The following is a 16,552-nucleotide window of genomic DNA, read 5'->3' as shown; positions in this document are numbered from 1 at the left end:
GGGGTTCAGAACAAAAACTATTGTGGAAGACGGGAACATGGATTCTGAAAATGCCTTATGTGATGCTCCTTAAATTATTCATATTTTAAATAGTTCAACACGTCAATTCTGGTTGCTTGATAGGCTTTTGACAATACAATAAGCAAGGTGAGAATCAGTAAAACTACAAACCCAATGATGAACGGGAGGATTGAGATTTCGATTCGGAAAGCAAAATTCTCCAGCCATTTTCCAAGTAAATAATAAACCGGAAATAGGGCAATCAAGAATCCAATTACACAAAACATGATGTACTGTCTTGAAAGTTCCTTGAGTAATGTTTTGGTTTCGGCACCAAGGGTTTTCCTGATGGCGATTTCCTTCATTCGTCTTTCGATCGAGTAGGAGGCGAGGGCGAACAATCCGAAAACGGCGATTAGAATTACGACTATATTCAATAAACTAAATAGGTTTCGTTGTTTGACGTAGGTTTGATAGGTTCGGGCATAATTTTTATCAACAAAATCATATTCAAACGGATAATCGGTATTGACTTTTGAGGTCCAAAATTTTTCGATTGCAGTCACCGTTTCTTCCATGTTTTCGGCTTGGACTTTGATGTAAACGCGGTTGAGATTATAGGACATCCAATCGATGGTTTTGAAATGAAAGAAGGCCATCGGCGGAATTTCGGCCTGTGGTCCATAAAGATGAAAATCTTTAACGACGCCGATAATTTTTAGTTTTTCATCGTTCCAATCTACAACCTTTCCGATTGGATTTTTTTCGTTCATTTGCTTTAAAGCCGTTTCGTTTATCATCATGGAGTTAATCGTGTCGGATGAAATTTGAGGGTTGAAATTTCGACCTTCAAGCATTTTTATTTTCATCATGTCGAGAAGTTCAAAATCGACCGCCATGTTTTGGCCTTGAATGGCGATACCGTTGTAAGTGAAACTTGAAGACGAACTCGAATTGTTGCCAAAAGAAAACGCTCCTGTCGAAACTTCTTCGACCCCCTTAATTTTTAGAAGCTCTTGTTTTAGCATATGATAGCGGTTGAAGATTATTTTTGGGTCATCATGATCGGGTCTTCTATAATAGATGTCCAACACCTGATCGCCTTGAAAACCAATTTCTTTAGTGCTCATGAATTTTACTTGTTCATGTACAATATAGGAACCAATTATAAAGAAAGAAGCAATGGCAAATTGAAGAACCAGCATTCCGTTTCGTAGCCAGACGCCACTTTTGCTTCGTCCGAAATTGCCTTTCAGAACCTTTAGCGTCTCAAAATTAGCGACGTAAAAAGCAGGGAAAATTCCGGCAACGAGAATCACTACACAGAAAATAGCAAGGAGCTGTATATAGAACAAACTTTCTTGAATGACCAATTGTTTTCCTAGAAAATCGTTATAGAAAGGCAAAGAAAGTTCAACAATCACTAGAGCCAATAATAGTGCGAAAGAAGTGATTAGAGTGGCTTCAAAAATAAATTGAGTGATGATATTTTTTTTAGTTGCACCAATAATTTTTCGAACGCCTACTTCTTTGGCTCTTTTTATGGCATTTGCTGTTGCAAGATTGATGTAGTTAACAATAGAGAGAAAGAGGATTAAGATTGATAATCCCATCATGATCATCAAGAATTGATAATTTCCTCGACCTTCTGGATAACTGTCGGACACAGCATAGAGCCTAGCCTTTGAAAGCGGTTCAAGGATTACTTTGTTTCTACCATTTTTTTTGATGTATTCCTCTGGCGAGATTCCTTCTTTTTTTGCCCATTTTTTAATGCTGTTTTCATAAAACAAATCTTCAATTTTATCGATAACAGCTTGGGTTTTTGTTGGGTCTTTCAATTTTACTAATAAGCCAAAACTAAAATTTCCCCAGTTTTCATTTTTGCTTTCGTTGGCAATTCGTCCATCAATGATACTGGTCACGGCCAAAGGTGCAAATGATGATTTGCCGGGGATTCTATAAACGCCACGAACCACCATTGTTCGTCCAGAATAGCGAAGTTGTTTGCCTAAAGCGTTTGAAGTTCCAAACAGGTTTTGGGCTGTAGCTTCAGAAAGTGCAATACTCGTGTCGTCTTTTATGGCTGATATTGGATCGCCTTGAATAAATTCGAATGGGAAATAGGAGAAAAACGTAGATTGTGCATCCAAGATACCATTGAGTAATGTTTTTTTTCCGTTATATTCTAGGATTTCATTAAAATACCAATTGTTTAAAAAACAATGACTTTCGAGTTCTGGGAAGTTTTTTAAATGATTTTCAAGTGGAGCAACATTTGTATTCCAATAGGTGCCTTCGCTGACATTATTTAGTACCTGAAAAACTTTTTCTTTCTCCGGATTCCAAACATTATAGGAATGTTCGTCGTTCCAATACAGAATGGCAAAAACAAGTCCGGCGATTCCCATACTCAATCCTAAAATATTGAGAGCGGTAAATAATTTATTGTTTTTTATCTGATACAGAAATATTTTAAACCAATTTTTAAGCATGATGGTGTTCGTTTTTTGATGATGAGATGATGATTAACGCTTGGTTACGGAGCCTGAAGAACTCTCACTTTTTTCAACATTCGTTGGGTTTCCAAAAAAGGTAATCGAAGCACTCGAAGAAGCTGTTGCCACTAGTTTTTCTGTAGCATGAATAGTAACGTCGGATGAACTGCTGGATTCTACAACTGCATTTTTAGCGATCAGATTTTTAGCTTTACAATCGGCTGAACTGCTCGATTTGATTGTTATTTTATCGGTTGAACCTGATAATTCAACATCAGCCGAACTGCTGACTTTTACATCAATGGTTTTTGCTATAATATTGGCATCCACATCTCCGCTTGAAGAAGCTTCAATTGTTGCAGTCGAACATTTCACCATTCCGGAAAAACTTCCGCTTGACGAACAATCAATTGTAATATAATTTGCATCCAAGCTGTTTTTGATGAAAATCGAACCCGAAGAACTCGCTCTAAAATCTTCAACTAATGCATTACTGACATATACTTTCAAGACATCAAAATTGATGTTGTTGTAGCTGTTGCTGTAATTTTTTCTTTTGCGTTTGTTCTTCTTTTCAGGTTTTGGGGCGTTTTCGGTATTCAGATAAACACGTAAAGTCGAACCTTCGATTTCGGTTTTGATGTATTGCAACTTCTCGTTATCATCGGTTTCAACTTTCACTTCTTGAGCGGATGATTGGGTATAAATCAACTCAATTCCCTGCGAAACTTTGATTTTAGAGAATTCGCCAACCGTTCGTTTTTCTGAAACTTGGGCATTGCTTAATAAACTGAATAATAATGCTGTTGTAAAGAAGATAACTCGTGTCATAATTTTATTTTTTATTGATTATTTTTTATTTCTATTTATAAGTGATTCCGTTCCAACAATTCCCCTTCGGGGGTTAGGGGGCTATTCATATTTCAAATATTTTAAAACTTCAACCTGTGTCGCTTGATATGCCCGTGACATAACAACAATTAGGGTCAGAATCAACAAAACGACGAACCCAATCACAAAAGGAATTACCGAAATGTCAATACGATAAGCAAAATTCTCCAGCCATTTATCCAACAGGAAATACACAGGGAAAAGAGCAATCACAAATCCGATGAAACAGAAGACGATATATTGCTTTGCCAATTCTTTCAGCAATGTTTTGGTCTCGGCTCCCAGTGTTTTTCTAATTGCAATTTCCTTCATTCTTCGTTGGATGGAATAGGAGGCAAGTGCAAACAATCCGAAAAGGGAAATGCCGATAACAACAAAGTTTAATAGTGAAAACAAATTTCTTTGATAGACATAATTTTGATAGGAACGGGCAAAACTCTTGTCTGCAAAATCATAGCTAAACGGAAAATCGCCATCCACATTTTTTATCCAAAAGGTTTCAATTTCTGCTAAAGCCGATTCCATTTTTTCAGGTTCAATTTTCACATAAATGTTTTCCGCATTCAAAATCATCCATTCGATAGTCTTGTAGTGGAAAAAAGTCATTGGCGGAATTTCTTCCTGTGGTCCATTGATGTGAAAATCTTTTATAACCCCAACAATTTCAAGCTCCTTGTTGTTCCAAGTAATTTTCTTTCCAATTGGGTTTTTCTCATTCATCATCCTTACTGCAGTTTCGTTCAGTAGTATTGAACTAACAGTATCCGATGAAAATCGTGCAGAAATATCCCTTCCTTCCTTGATTTTAATCTTCATCATATCAAGCATTCCAAAATCAATCAGCATGTTTTTACTTTGCACCGTAACCTTGCTATTATAATCAAAACTTGATGAAGCTGTAACCATTTTTCCAAAGGAAAATGAACCTGCAGAAACCGTCTTCACACCATCAATCTTCCCAAGCTCATGTTTTATAAAAGCATAGCGATTGGCTACTTTCTTTATAAAGTCCTTTTCTTCATAATCGTATGGATTTCGGTAATCAATTTGAACAATCTGGTCGCCATTGAAACCAAGGTCTTTCGAACTGAAATAGTCAATTTGCTGATAGACAATGTACGAGCCTACCATGAAAAAAGTGGCAATTGCGAATTGAAAAACCAGCATTCCGTTTCTGAGCCATATACCGTTTTTACTTCTGGAGAAATTACCTTTTAAGACTTTTAGTGTTTCAAAATTAGAAACGTAAAGTGCTGGAAAAATTCCGGCAAGAACGATTATTACAAGTAAAATCAGCATCAATTCCAGATAAAATTCATGTGTATGAATCTTTAATGTTTTTCCTAAAAAGTCATTATAATACGGCAAGGATAATTCTACAATTACGAGTCCAATCAGCAAGGCAATTATTGTGGTGATGGCAGTTTCCAGTAAAAATTGCAAGACAATATTGGTTTTTGAGGCACCCAAAATTTTTCGTACTCCTACTTCTTTTGCTCTTTTGATAGCATTTGCCGTGGCAAGATTGATGTAATTGACAATCGATAATATCAAGATTAAGATTGAAATTCCCATCATGATCAATAAAAACTGCTTATTTCCCTGACCTTCAGGATAGCCATCAACATCTGAATACAGTCTAGCATTCATCAAAGGTTGAAGGTCGATAGCGGTAGGTCTTCCACCTTTTTTATGCCATTCGGCTAAAGTAATCCCTTCGGCTTTTGCCCATTTCAAATCGCGGTTTTCAAAAAGGATACGCTCCATTTTTTTAATAACAGAAGCCGTATCGGATTGGTTCTTAATCTTTAAGAGCAAACCATAATTAAAATTTCCCCATTCAGTAAGGTCTGTTTTTAGTCGCTTCTCCATATCGTTTACCACAACATCAGGAGCCATCGAGGATTTCCCTTGAATACGGTAAACACCACGAACTACATAAATTTTCTTTTTATAATTTACTTGTTTGTTCAAAGCCAATCCATCGCCAAAAAGAGCTTTAGCAACATCTTCAGAGATCGCCATACTGTTTTCATCTGCTACAGCATTCCTGCCATTTCCTTCGATAAATTCAAAAGGAAAAAAAGAAAAGAAATTTCCTTGAACGGCACTAATAGTTGCAACAGTTTTACGGTTTTGCGTCTTGATGGCTTCTTTTTCATACCAGTTTTCAAAAAAGCAATACGCTTCAATTTCTGGAAAATCTTTCTTGAAATAAGGTTCAAATCCCGCCACGTTCGAGGCCCATTTTACACCCCCGCCAATATGAGTAACCGAAAGATATACCTTTTCCTTTTCGGGATTCCAAGCATCATAAGAATGCTCATCGTTCCAATAAAGAATCGCAAAAATCAACCCCGCCATTCCAAGGCTCAACCCCAAAACGTTGAGAGCCGTAAAAAGCTTGTTGTTTTTTATCTGATAGATGAATATGTTAAACCAATTTCTAAGCATCGACTTTCTTTTTAATCTTTTAATCCTTCAATCCTTCAATATTTAAATCATAATCTCCCATCTCCTCAACTCATTCATATTTCAAATACTTCAAAACATCCACCCGTGTCGCCTGATAAGCTCTTGAAAGCACTACAATCAAGGTCAAAACCATCAAGGCTACAAACCCAATCGCAAACGGAATTGCTGATATGTCAATTCGATAGGCAAAATTCTCCAGCCATTTGTCCAAAAGGAAATATACTGGAAAAAGAGCAATTGCAAATCCGATGAAACAGAAAAGAATATATTGTTTTGAAAGTTCTTTTAGTAAGGTTTTGGTTTCGGCTCCTAACGTTTTTCTAATCGCAATTTCCTTCATTCTTCGTTGGATGGAATAGGAGGCAAGTGCAAATAATCCCATCAAGGCAATTACAATAACCACCACATTCAACAACGAAAATAAGTTTCTTTGTTTCACAAACTGACCATACGACCTTGCATATTCCTTGTTTACAAAATCATATACAAAAGGATAGTCAGGATCTACTTTACTCAACCAATATTGCTCGATTCCTGCAACCGTTTCGTCCATCGTTTCAGGGTCTATTTTGATGTAGATGTTATGAAGGTTGTTCAAGAGCCAACCTACATTCTTGAAATGAAAAATCGAAACAGCTTCTATCGGATTATGGGGTCCCTCGATATTGAAATCTTTTACAACGCCTACAATCTTCATCTTCTTTCCATTCCAATCTACTTCTTTTCCAATGGGGTTCTTTTCTTTCATCAACTTCATTGCCGTTTCGTTAATCAGCATTTTGTCAATAGTGTCCGATGTATATTTTTCATCCAAGAACCGCCCTTCTTTCAGTTTGATGTCCATCATTTCCAGCATCCCAAAATCAAGTGCCACATTCTGTCCGTTGATTACTTCATTCTTATAGTTGTAGCTAATCGTGGAGGAAATTCCGTTCCCGAATCCAAGCGTTCCTCCTGCAACTTCCTTTACACCTTTTATTTTCAAGAGCTCGCTTTTTATCCTCAGGTATTTGTCATATTGCATTTGGTTACTGATGCCTTCGCCATAAATATTACGGTAAACGACATCAACAACCTGGTCGCCTTTAAAGCCTAAATCCTTTTTGTTCATAAAATCGATTTGTTCATAAACGATATACGAACCCACAATAAAAAAGGAAGCAATTGCAAACTGTAAAACCAGCATTCCATTACGCAACCATATTCCAGCCTTGCTTCTCCCGAAGTTTCCTTTCAATACCTTCAGCGTTTCAAAATTCGAAACATATAAAGCTGGAAAAACACCCGCTGTAATAATCGTCACAACCAAAATAAGGAGCAGTTGCACAAAAAACGTCTCCGAATTCAAGATTAAAATTTTATCCAAAAACGAATTATAATACGGCAACGACAGTTCTACAATTACCAAAGCAAGCAGTATCGAAACAAAGACATTCAGCGTCGCTTCTGCAATAAACTGCACCACGATATTCCTCTTGCTGGCTCCCAATACTTTTCTAACCCCCACTTCCTTTGCTCTTTTTATAGCATTCGCAGTCGCCAGATTGATATAATTGAAGACCGACAAAACCAATATCAGGATACTCAGTCCCATCATACTCAACAAAAACTGATAATTACCCTTGCCTTCCGCAACACCACCGCTTTTAGTGTGTAGTCTAACGTCAGAAAGAGGCTCAAGGAGCACTTTATGCTCGCCCCATTTTTTTTGATACTCAGCAACAGAAATCCCCATCTTCTTCGCATACACAACCGTCATATTTTCATAGTTCAACGCATCAATCTTGGCTAGAATCGCATCCTTGTCTGAAGCTTTTTTAGCTTTGATGTACAATCCAAAATTAAAATTTCCCCATTGTGTATCATAGTGTTTCAAGGTAGCATCTATAAAATTCACAACCGCCATAGGCTGATAGGCTGCCTTGCCCGTAAGACGGTAAACACCCCTCACAACAAGCTTTTTCCCAGAATAAACCACCTCTTTCCCCACGGCAGGTTCGTTTTTAAACAATTGTTGGGCGGTGTTTTCCGAGAGGCAGATGCTGTTCTCATCCGGCATTGCCGTTTTGATGTTCCCTTCAACAAATTCGAAAGGAAAAAACTCAAAGAAGGTTCGTTGAGCATCCAATATTTTCGAAAACTGAATCTTCTTCCCTCCAGCTGCAATAATTTCATCCGCATAATAATCATTCAAATAGCAGTACGATTCCACTTCAGATGATTTCGCATCAAGATTCGGCCCAACAGCCGCCGATCCCGAAGTCCAAAAAACATTTTCATCAATTTGATTTACCAAAAGAAAAATCCTCTCCTTGTTTGGATTCCAAGCATCATAACTTTTTTCATCATTCCAATAAAGAATCGCGAAAACCAAACTCGCTATTCCAATACTCAACCCCAAAATATTCAGGGAAGTAAAGAATTTATTGTTTTTAATTTGGTACAGGTAAATATGGAGCCAGTTTTTAAGCATTTTTGTTTTGATTAATTATTAATTGTAGCTGATTAGGCCATTTTGGTTGATGATTTTTAGGCTTGTCTTGCGAAACCTGGCAACGCTTTTAAGTGTTTAACGTTCAAAGTCTTTAAATCTTTAAATCTTACTGAACAAATACATCCACATTTCTATTGTTCGTTTTTTCTGAAAGCACCATTCCATCCTTCATAAAAACCGTCTTTTGAGAAAACGAAGCATCATAATCCGAGTGGGTTACCATCAAAATCGTCGCACCGTTAGCGTGCAAATCCGTCAACAATTCCATCACATCGTTACCATTCTTGCTGTCCAGGTTTCCAGTTGGCTCATCCGCCAGAATGATTTTTGGATCGTTGATTAAAGCTCTCGCCACGGCAACCCTCTGTTGTTGTCCACCCGAAAGCTGTTGTGGAAAATGTTTCAAACGGTGCGAAATCGCCAATCGTTCTGCAATGGCTTCTACTTTTTTCTTTCTTTCAGATGCCGAAACGTTGTTGTAAATCAACGGCAACTCAATATTATCATACACCGAAAGCTCATCGATGAGGTTAAAATTTTGGAAGATAAAACCAATGTTCTGTTTTCTGATTTTCGATTTTTCTGATTCGCTCAAGCCAAGCATTTCCTGGTCTAGAAGTTTGTAGCTCCCGCTCGAAGCACTGTCCAGAAGTCCTACAATGTTCAATAATGTCGACTTCCCACAACCCGAAGCACCCATAATTGTGATGAATTCACCTTGTTTCACCTCCAAAGCAATCTCGTTCAATGCTTTTGTTTCCACTTCTTCCGTTCTGAAGATTTTCGATAGATTTTTGATTTGTATCATAATGATTCTTTTTTTATTATTTATCAGCTTGATTAGAGCTGTTCGCTTTTTGATTGATGATTTAATTTATTTTTTTAATTTCCAATTCACAACATACTTTCCTTTAGCATGATCTCCAGTAAAATACAAACGGTATTTCTTGCCTTTTTCCAAGACAATATCTTTTTGCAAATCGCATTTATCGGTTGTATTGCAGTAAAAATACTTGTTTTCGTTTTCATCCAGCAAGGTCACTTCGATTCTTCCTTTTTTAACTTCGGATAACGATCTAAAACTAACTTCTGTTGTCCGATCCACTTCCAAATTAACATAGCAAGAACCGTTAAAGTCAGAAAACGAAGCATTTGTAAAATCTTTTCCGTTGCTATTGCTCCATTTTGAGTCTTTCACTCCATCGATAAAATGGGTGCCGTCTGATTTGATGTTTTGAGCGTTTAAACTCATTACACATAAAAGGGTGATGATGATTGTTTTCATTTTTATTGAAGGTTTAAAATTTGTATTTCTATATAATCCTTATAGTTCGAAGTAACCACTTTTTCTCCACTTTTTAGTCCTTCAAGCACTTCATAATACAACGGATTTTCTCTTCCTAATTTGATGGTTCTTCGTTCGGCCTTGTTGCCGTTTACTACAAAAATCCATTTACCAGCTGTATCTTGCGAAAAACTTCCTTTAGATAAAACTGTTGTCTTGGTTTTTTCCGAAAGCATCAGCCTCACGCCAAAACTTAATCCTTGTCGCAAGTCCAATTCCTTCCCGTTTGTAAATTGCAGTTCCACCTGAAACCTTCCGTTTTTTACTTCCGGAATCACTTTAGAAATCACTACCGGAACCGTTTCATCTTTATAATCAACTGTTCCTTTTTGTCCTTCTGATGTTTTCTCCAGATAAAATTCATCCACATCAGCCATCAATTTATAGCCTTTCATTACATCAATTTTCCCAATGCTTTCGCCCGCCACATAGTTTTTTCCCAAAACAGGTTCAAACGAAGAAATCCTTCCTGCCAAAGGAGCCGTCACCAAGAAATTCTTTTTGTTATTTCTCAAAATCTCCAAGCTTTTCTGCATAATCCCTTGCGATTGATTGATCTGCGAAATCAAGATGGCATTCGCCTGCTTCTCTTTCTGAACACTCTGCTGGATAATATTTTTTCTTTCGGTCTGAAATCGAAAAGCTTCTTTCGTTGTTTCCCATTCATTCTTGGATAAAATCTCTTCCTTGAACAATTTCTCGTTCAGATTATACAAATTCTTTGCATCCAGATAGTCGTGCTCAATCGCCACCAAGTCTTTCGCCAAGTTCAGCTCTTGAGTTCTCAAATCCAGCTTCGCCTTGTTCAAATTATTGATCTGTTCAATCATCGAAGTTTCCTGTGTCATATAACCCAGTTCTGTATTCGGATTATACAACCTCGCCAACGGTTGACCTTTCTGAACAAAATCACCATTCTCAATAAAAATCTCCTGAATCGAACCGCCTTCAATCACATTCAGCAACATAGAATTCAAAGGTTCAACCTTCGCCTGAAACACAATAAAGTCTTCGAAGTAGGCATTTTCGACCGTTTTGATTGTAATTTCATTTCGGTTTACATCAAGACTTCTTTTTTTGGTCAGGGCCGAATAAACAAAATAACTTGCCAATAAAAAAATCGGAAAAGCAATTAAAAGGTATTTATTTTTTTTATTTTTACGAGGAACGATGGTATCCATTTTAAACTATTTGTAAGATGATATAGCAATTTTGTGCCAAAAGTTTAAAGTTTATAAAAGCTTAATTAATAGCGGTTTATATAATTAATAAAAATCCTCAAGTGTCCGATAATGAACACTTTTGTCCGAAAACGAACATGTAATGAAAAAGACAAGCTCTCAAATTTTAGTCATCGACGATCAGGAGGACATTCTTTTTGCTTCGAAAATGGTCTTGAAGAAACATTTCGAGACGATTTTCACCCTTAATGACCCTAAAAAAGTGATTCATCTCCTCTCCGAAAATGAAATTGATGTTGTGCTGTTGGATATGAATTACCGAATCGGTTTTGAAGAAGGACGAGAAGGTATTTATTTGTTAAAAGAAATCAAAACCTTTTCGCCTAAAACCGTAGTGATTTTAATGACCGCTTTTGGAAAGGTGGAAACCGCCGTCGAAGGTCTAAAACTCGGAGCGTTTGATTACATCTTAAAGCCGTGGGACAATGATAAGTTGGTTTCCATCGTAAAATCTGCAGTTGATGAATCACGAAAAGTGAAGAAAAAAGCATCAACCGAAGAAAAAAAGAATACCGTTTTCATTGGTAATTCTCCAAACATTCAAAAAGCGTATTCGTTAGCCGAAAAAGTAGCAAGAACAGATGCAAATGTTTTAATATTAGGCGAAAATGGAACCGGAAAATTTGTTTTGGCTCAATATATCCATCAAAATTCAAATAGAAAAGAACAGCCTTTCATCCACGTTGATTTGGGTTCTTTAAACGATAACATCTTCGAAAGCGAACTTTTTGGTTATGCCAAAGGTGCTTTTACGGATGCCAAAATCGACACTCCGGGAAGGTTCGAATTGGCTCAAAATGGAACCATTTTCTTGGATGAAATAGGTAATGTGCCGTTACATTTGCAGGCGAAATTATTGCAGGTTATCCAAAATAAATCGGTAACCCGTTTGGGAGAAGCAAAACCACGACAACTCAATGTTCGGATTATTACGGCAACCAACATCGATTTGAAGAGCGAGGTGCATCATAAGAATTTTAGGGAAGATTTGTATTACCGTATCAATACGATGGAAATTGTGTTGCCTCCTCTTCGCGAACGAAAGTCCGATATTATACCACTTGCTCAATTTCTTTTGGAAAACATCCTAGAAAAATATGAACGAAGCGAAATAGTTTTCGAAGACAAAGCGTTGGAACAAATGCAAAAACATTTCTGGAACGGAAACATCCGAGAAATGGAAAACAGGATTGAACGTGCCGTAATCCTTTGCGAAAACAATGTGATCACTATTTCTGATTTAGACCTGGATACCATTTCAATAGCAGAAGAAACCAATGAAGACAAGCAGTTGATGGATATCGAAAAGGCAACCATCGAGAAAGTCCTGCAAAAATACAATTATAACATCAGCAAATCTGCCGATGAACTCGGACTTTCAAGGGCTTCATTGTATAGACGAATGGAGAAGTTTGAATTGAAATAGAACACAGATTTCACAAATTTTCACAGATAAGAAATGTTTTTTTATAATCTAATTCCGCAATCTTGTCATTCCGACGAAGGAGGAATCTCATAAAGTAGCTCTTCAAACTCGAATTTGATTATGAGATTCCTCCTTCGTCGGAATGACAAAAAAGAGGAACGTCGGAATTATAAAAAAGAGGATAAGTAAAAGGAAATAAAACTATGAAACACTACAATGCCATTTTCATCCGCATGATTCTGATTCTAATCGGAATCGCAGTTGGCGTTTTCCTATTCCAAAAAGGCTTGGTCTTTTCTGGATTTTTCTGTGCCTTTATTTCTTTTTTGTTGCTGATGGAATTGTATTCGTTTGTAAAGAACACTTTTATATTCTACGATAAAACCATCAGTGCTATTCTAAACAATGATTTCTCTGCCGATTTTTCCAAGCATAAATCCTTTGATAATTATAAGAATCTCTTTAAGCTTTACGATCATTTAAAAAACAATCAGAACGATCAAGTTTCAAAAGATTTGGTGTATCGTTCCATTTTGAACAACATCGAAACGGGTGTTCTTATTTTGCAAAAAGACAATGAGGATTGGAATATTTTCCTGATAAACGATTATTTCTCCAAACATTTTCTCGTGCCAAAAGTTTCGAAATGGCATTATCTAAAAAGTCATCTTCCATCGCTTTGCAAGATTATCGAAGAACGAAATTTCGAAGAAATAAAAACATCCTTGCAAATCAAGATTGACAAGAAGGAAAGCGAAACGTTTATACTTCAAGCTTCATCAACCACTACTTTTAACCAAGAATATTATATTATTTTATTAGATTCCATCCAAAAAGTAATCGAGAAAAAAGAAAAAGAAGCTTGGATTAATTTGATGAAAGTCATTTCGCATGAGCTGATGAATTCCATAACGCCAATTCGTTCCCTGACGCAAAACCTGAACGATTTGATGCAACAGGAATCGCTTTCAAAGGAAGATTTGGATGACATCAAGCAAAGTGTTTCCACAATGATTTACCGAAGCGACCATTTGCAGAATTTCGTGGAGAGTTATAGGAAACTGGCAATGCTTCCAACCCCAAGCAAGGAAAAAACCGAACTCAATCAGTTGATTGAAGGTGTATTGCAAATTATGCAACCACTTTTTAAGAAGGAAAATATTTCGGTCAACAACACGATAAATTTCAATCGTTGGCTATCAGTCGATAAATTGCAGATGGAACAAGTGCTGATTAATCTGCTGACCAACAGCATGTATGCTTTGGAAGGAAAATCTGAAAAACACATCGAAATTTCATCCGAAATAAAAAACAACCGTATCTTCATCATCATTTCAGATTCAGGAAACGGCATCGAAAAGGAAATCGAAGACAAGATTTTCCTGCCATTTTTCACGACCAGAAAAGATGGGGCTGGAATCGGCTTGACCTTATCCAAGAATATTATTGAAGCACACGGTGGTTACCTGAATTATCAGATGGAGGAGGAGCGGACTAAGTTTATGATTTGTTTGATTAGTTAGTTGATTTATAAAGAAAAATCTACAATATGTATAATGAAACTGAATTTTCTCAAGAATTTGCCAAACGCTTAACTCAAAAAGTTGAAGGGCTAAAAATATACTCGATAGATGGACTCGAAATTCTAACAGAGTTTGAAAGTTCAAATAAAAATAGACATTTTCTTCATAATTGCTATTCAGAATATATAAGAGAGCCTGATGACATAGAAGAAATTTTCAAAAAATATCTAAATTCATCAATTAGCTTGTATAAACCTGATGAAACGTTAAATATAAATAGTGTTTTGCCTGTAATTAAAGACAAAAGATTTATTCAGCACTTGATGGATTTGAATGAGAATTTTGAAAAGAATCACTTGTATGAACAGTATAATGATGAATTATTTATTTTTTATGTTCAAGATACAGATACAAATATAAATTACTTAACGAAGGAAGACTTCAAAACACTAAATGTTGATATAAATGAATTAAAGAAAGTTGCAATTAAAAATTTGTCAAATATTATTGAAATCGAAAAACACGGAGAAAATGGTTATTATTTGTTATTAGCAGATGGAAACTATGAATCGAGTTTAATATTACTTGATATTTGGTACAAGGAAAATTTTGAAGTAAAAGGTGAATTCATAATTGGAATTCCTTCACGTGATTTATTGATAATTACTGGAAAAAAAGATATTTATAATTTAGAAAGGCTTAAAAAAACAATAGAAGAAATTAATGAAAATGGAGACCATTTAGTTTCTAAAGATATTTTTGAATACAAAGAAGGAAAATTTATAAAGATGTAAAATACTGAATACTGCGACTGGAAACTGCTAACTAACTTCAGGTTCCCAAAAGTATTTCTCCAAATCAACAATCTGATTGTTCACAATTTTCACACCTTCGCTTTCCAGAAGCTGTTGCATTAAATTAGTACCATCAAAATGATGTTTTCCAGTCAATAATCCTTTTCGATTTACCACTCGATGAGCCGGAACATCATCACGATTATGAGAAGCATTCATGGCCCAACCTACCATTCTTGCAGAACGTACTGTTCCTAAACATTTGGCAATTGCTCCATAAGAAGTCACTCTGCCATAAGGAATTTGCCTCGCGATAGCATAAACTCTTTCGAAGAAATTGTCGTTATCTGGATTTTTTGTAGCCACACATTAATATTTTAAAAAAGCAACTTGAATTTTAAACCATTAAGATATTAAGAAAATTAAGCCTTAATGAAACTTAATTTCTTAATGGTTCAAATAAAAAATTAATCACAATAATAATTAATCACATTGATAAGCGTGATAATCGAAACTAATCCAGTGATCGAACCAATAATATAATTCATATTGTTCAAGATAAAGGCCGTCTTACTTTCCATCTTTTTAAAGAAGGCGATGTAGCAGTAAAACGCAAAGTAAGCACCAATCCCAGAACCAAGTACGAACATATAAACGAAAGGCTTTTCAAACGAAAAAATATTATACGAATAAAGCGTAACACTGATCAAAACATAAAACGGAATCGGGAAAAGATTCAAGGCCGAAAGCAACATTCCTAGAAAAAACCGACTTCTTTTAGTTCGCAATTTTACTTTTTTTTCCTTCGGTTTCATCTTTTTTGAAGTCCAAAAGAAATAGAACGTCAAGGCGAGGAAAATGGCAAGTCCGATTTCGCGAAGTACAATGACCACATCGGGATTTCGGTTGATGAATTTGGCGAAAATAACCGCCAGAAACGTCTGAATCAAAACAATAAAGGTAGCACCTCCAGCAAAAACAAAAGCCCGAGTTCTACCTTCTTCAACACTCACTTTGGCCGCCGTCATGTTTATCAGTCCTGGAGGCGTGATGCCAATTACAGAAGTGATAAATCCTAGAGCAAGCGGTAAAGCTATTGTCATTTTATTTTATTTTGAATCTAATATAAGTAATTGCTTTGTTAATTTCCAAATATTGTTTCTCATAAAACGTCTGGATGCTAGTTACTTCATTTGGACTTCCTTCGTTTTTATAGACATTATGGTTGGCATACAAAACCTCGTGACCTTCACCGTGAAGCAATCCGAGGGTATAACCGTGCATGAATTCGCTGTCGGTTTTCAGGTTCATCACGCCATCTGGTTTCAAGATTTTTTTATACAATTTCAAGAATTCCGAATTCGTCATTCTATGTTTGGTTCGCTTGTATTTGATTTGTGGGTCTGGAAATGTAATCCAAATTTCGTCGACTTCATTTTCTGCAAAAATATGGTCAATCAGTTCGATTTGGGTTCTCACGAACGCCACATTTCGCATTCCGTCGTCAACGGCCGTCTTTGCACCACGCCAAAAACGAGCACCTTTGATGTCAATTCCAACAAAATTCTTATCAGGATAGCGTTCGGCCAAACCCACAGAATATTCTCCTTTTCCACAACCCAATTCTAGAATCAACGGATTATCATTTTGGAAAAAATCCGCGTTCCATTTGCCTTTGAGCGGAAATAAATTCCCTACCACTTCTTCTCTTGTCGGTTGAAAAACATTTTCGAATGTCTCGTTTTCCTTGAATCTTTTTAACTTATTTTTACTTCCCACGACGCTATTTAATATTTTGGTAAAATTAAGGAAATATAAACGAACTCAAATAGTTTTATCTTGCAGTGTGTTAAAATTTTTTCGGG

13 protein-coding genes are annotated in these 16,552 nt (G+C 36.2%); 3 read left to right on the top strand and 10 right to left on the bottom strand.

The window, feature by feature from the left end:
• Nucleotides 1–74 precede the first annotated feature (74 nt).
• From J2X31_RS03260 to J2X31_RS03230, 7 genes are all read right to left on the bottom strand, one after another.
• Nucleotides 75–2,495 carry an ABC transporter permease gene (locus tag J2X31_RS03260; protein ID WP_310024363.1) on the bottom strand — a complete coding sequence of 807 codons (2,421 nt, stop codon included), beginning with the start codon at nt 2,493–2,495 and terminating at the stop codon, nt 75–77.
• Between the two features lie 33 nt (nt 2,496–2,528).
• The gene (locus J2X31_RS03255; protein ID WP_310024361.1) at nt 2,529–3,329 is read right to left on the bottom strand and encodes a head GIN domain-containing protein; all 801 of its coding nucleotides are present in this window, start codon (nt 3,327–3,329) and stop codon (nt 2,529–2,531) included.
• Nucleotides 3,330–3,410: 81 nt separating this feature from the next.
• Complete coding sequence (locus J2X31_RS03250) at nt 3,411–5,843, bottom strand: ABC transporter permease (protein WP_310024360.1); 2,433 nt, start codon at nt 5,841–5,843, stop codon at nt 3,411–3,413.
• 70 nt (nt 5,844–5,913) lie between these two features.
• Nucleotides 5,914–8,337, bottom strand: a complete 2,424-nt coding sequence (locus J2X31_RS03245) for an ABC transporter permease (RefSeq protein ID WP_310024359.1) — start codon at nt 8,335–8,337, stop codon at nt 5,914–5,916.
• A 127-nt stretch (nt 8,338–8,464) separates the two neighbouring features.
• Nucleotides 8,465–9,166: an ABC transporter ATP-binding protein gene (locus J2X31_RS03240; RefSeq protein WP_310024358.1), complete on the bottom strand. Its 702-nt coding sequence runs from the start codon at nt 9,164–9,166 to the stop codon at nt 8,465–8,467.
• A gap of 66 nt (nt 9,167–9,232) precedes the next feature.
• Nucleotides 9,233–9,643, bottom strand: coding sequence for a hypothetical protein (locus J2X31_RS03235; RefSeq protein ID WP_310024357.1), 411 nt, complete (start codon nt 9,641–9,643; stop codon nt 9,233–9,235).
• Between the two features lie 2 nt (nt 9,644–9,645).
• Nucleotides 9,646–10,884 (bottom strand): efflux RND transporter periplasmic adaptor subunit, encoded by a 1,239-nt coding sequence (locus J2X31_RS03230; protein ID WP_310024356.1) that lies wholly within the window; start codon nt 10,882–10,884, stop codon nt 9,646–9,648.
• A 142-nt stretch (nt 10,885–11,026) separates the two neighbouring features.
• On the opposite strand from J2X31_RS03230, the gene J2X31_RS03225 reads away from it, so the two are divergent.
• The 3 genes from J2X31_RS03225 to J2X31_RS03215 all read left to right on the top strand — a co-directional run bounded on the left by J2X31_RS03225 (nt 11,027) and on the right by J2X31_RS03215 (nt 14,687).
• Nucleotides 11,027–12,370, top strand: coding sequence for a sigma-54-dependent transcriptional regulator (locus J2X31_RS03225; protein WP_310024355.1), 1,344 nt, complete (start codon nt 11,027–11,029; stop codon nt 12,368–12,370).
• A 203-nt stretch (nt 12,371–12,573) separates the two neighbouring features.
• Nucleotides 12,574–13,893 carry a sensor histidine kinase gene (locus J2X31_RS03220; RefSeq protein ID WP_310024354.1) on the top strand — a complete coding sequence of 440 codons (1,320 nt, stop codon included), beginning with the start codon at nt 12,574–12,576 and terminating at the stop codon, nt 13,891–13,893.
• 26 nt (nt 13,894–13,919) lie between these two features.
• Nucleotides 13,920–14,687: a DUF1444 family protein gene (locus tag J2X31_RS03215; protein ID WP_310024353.1), complete on the top strand. Its 768-nt coding sequence runs from the start codon at nt 13,920–13,922 to the stop codon at nt 14,685–14,687.
• 27 nt (nt 14,688–14,714) lie between these two features.
• Here J2X31_RS03215 and J2X31_RS03210 read toward each other — a convergent pair whose 3' ends face one another.
• The 3 genes from J2X31_RS03210 to trmB form a co-directional block, all read right to left on the bottom strand.
• Nucleotides 14,715–15,053, bottom strand: a complete 339-nt coding sequence (locus J2X31_RS03210; protein ID WP_310024351.1) for an MGMT family protein — start codon at nt 15,051–15,053, stop codon at nt 14,715–14,717.
• Between the two features lie 101 nt (nt 15,054–15,154).
• A complete protein-coding gene (locus J2X31_RS03205) occupies nt 15,155–15,790 on the bottom strand; it encodes a LysE family transporter (RefSeq protein ID WP_310024348.1) in 636 nt (211 codons plus the stop codon).
• Between the two features lies 1 nt (nt 15,791).
• On the bottom strand, nt 15,792–16,466 hold the full coding sequence (trmB, locus tag J2X31_RS03200; protein WP_310024347.1) for a tRNA (guanosine(46)-N7)-methyltransferase TrmB: 675 nt from the start codon (nt 16,464–16,466) through the stop codon (nt 15,792–15,794).
• Between the last annotated feature and the right edge of the window lie 86 nt (nt 16,467–16,552).

It is taken from the genome of Flavobacterium arsenatis (assembly GCF_031456785.1).
Taxonomy (GTDB): Bacteria; Bacteroidota; Bacteroidia; order Flavobacteriales; family Flavobacteriaceae; genus Flavobacterium; species Flavobacterium arsenatis.
The sequence above is the reverse complement of the archived record's forward strand: the minus strand, read 5'-3'. Positions and strand labels throughout refer to the sequence as shown.

Excerpts from the sequence above, each read along its gene's own strand:
- J2X31_RS03245 (WP_310024359.1), bottom strand. The coding sequence starts at position 8,337 with ATGCTTAAAAACTGGCTCCATATTTACCTGTACCAAATTAAAAACAAT.
- J2X31_RS03240 (WP_310024358.1), bottom strand. The coding sequence starts at position 9,166 with ATGATACAAATCAAAAATCTATCGAAAATCTTCAGAACGGAAGAAGTG.
- J2X31_RS03260 (WP_310024363.1), bottom strand. The coding sequence starts at position 2,495 with ATGCTTAAAAATTGGTTTAAAATATTTCTGTATCAGATAAAAAACAAT.
- J2X31_RS03215 (WP_310024353.1), top strand. The coding sequence starts at position 13,920 with ATGTATAATGAAACTGAATTTTCTCAAGAATTTGCCAAACGCTTAACT.
- J2X31_RS03235 (WP_310024357.1), bottom strand. The coding sequence starts at position 9,643 with ATGAAAACAATCATCATCACCCTTTTATGTGTAATGAGTTTAAACGCT.
- J2X31_RS03225 (WP_310024355.1), top strand. The coding sequence starts at position 11,027 with ATGAAAAAGACAAGCTCTCAAATTTTAGTCATCGACGATCAGGAGGAC.
- J2X31_RS03255 (WP_310024361.1), bottom strand. The coding sequence starts at position 3,329 with ATGACACGAGTTATCTTCTTTACAACAGCATTATTATTCAGTTTATTA.
- J2X31_RS03230 (WP_310024356.1), bottom strand. The coding sequence starts at position 10,884 with ATGGATACCATCGTTCCTCGTAAAAATAAAAAAAATAAATACCTTTTA.
- J2X31_RS03220 (WP_310024354.1), top strand. The coding sequence starts at position 12,574 with ATGAAACACTACAATGCCATTTTCATCCGCATGATTCTGATTCTAATC.
- J2X31_RS03250 (WP_310024360.1), bottom strand. The coding sequence starts at position 5,843 with ATGCTTAGAAATTGGTTTAACATATTCATCTATCAGATAAAAAACAAC.
- J2X31_RS03205 (WP_310024348.1), bottom strand. The coding sequence starts at position 15,790 with ATGACAATAGCTTTACCGCTTGCTCTAGGATTTATCACTTCTGTAATT.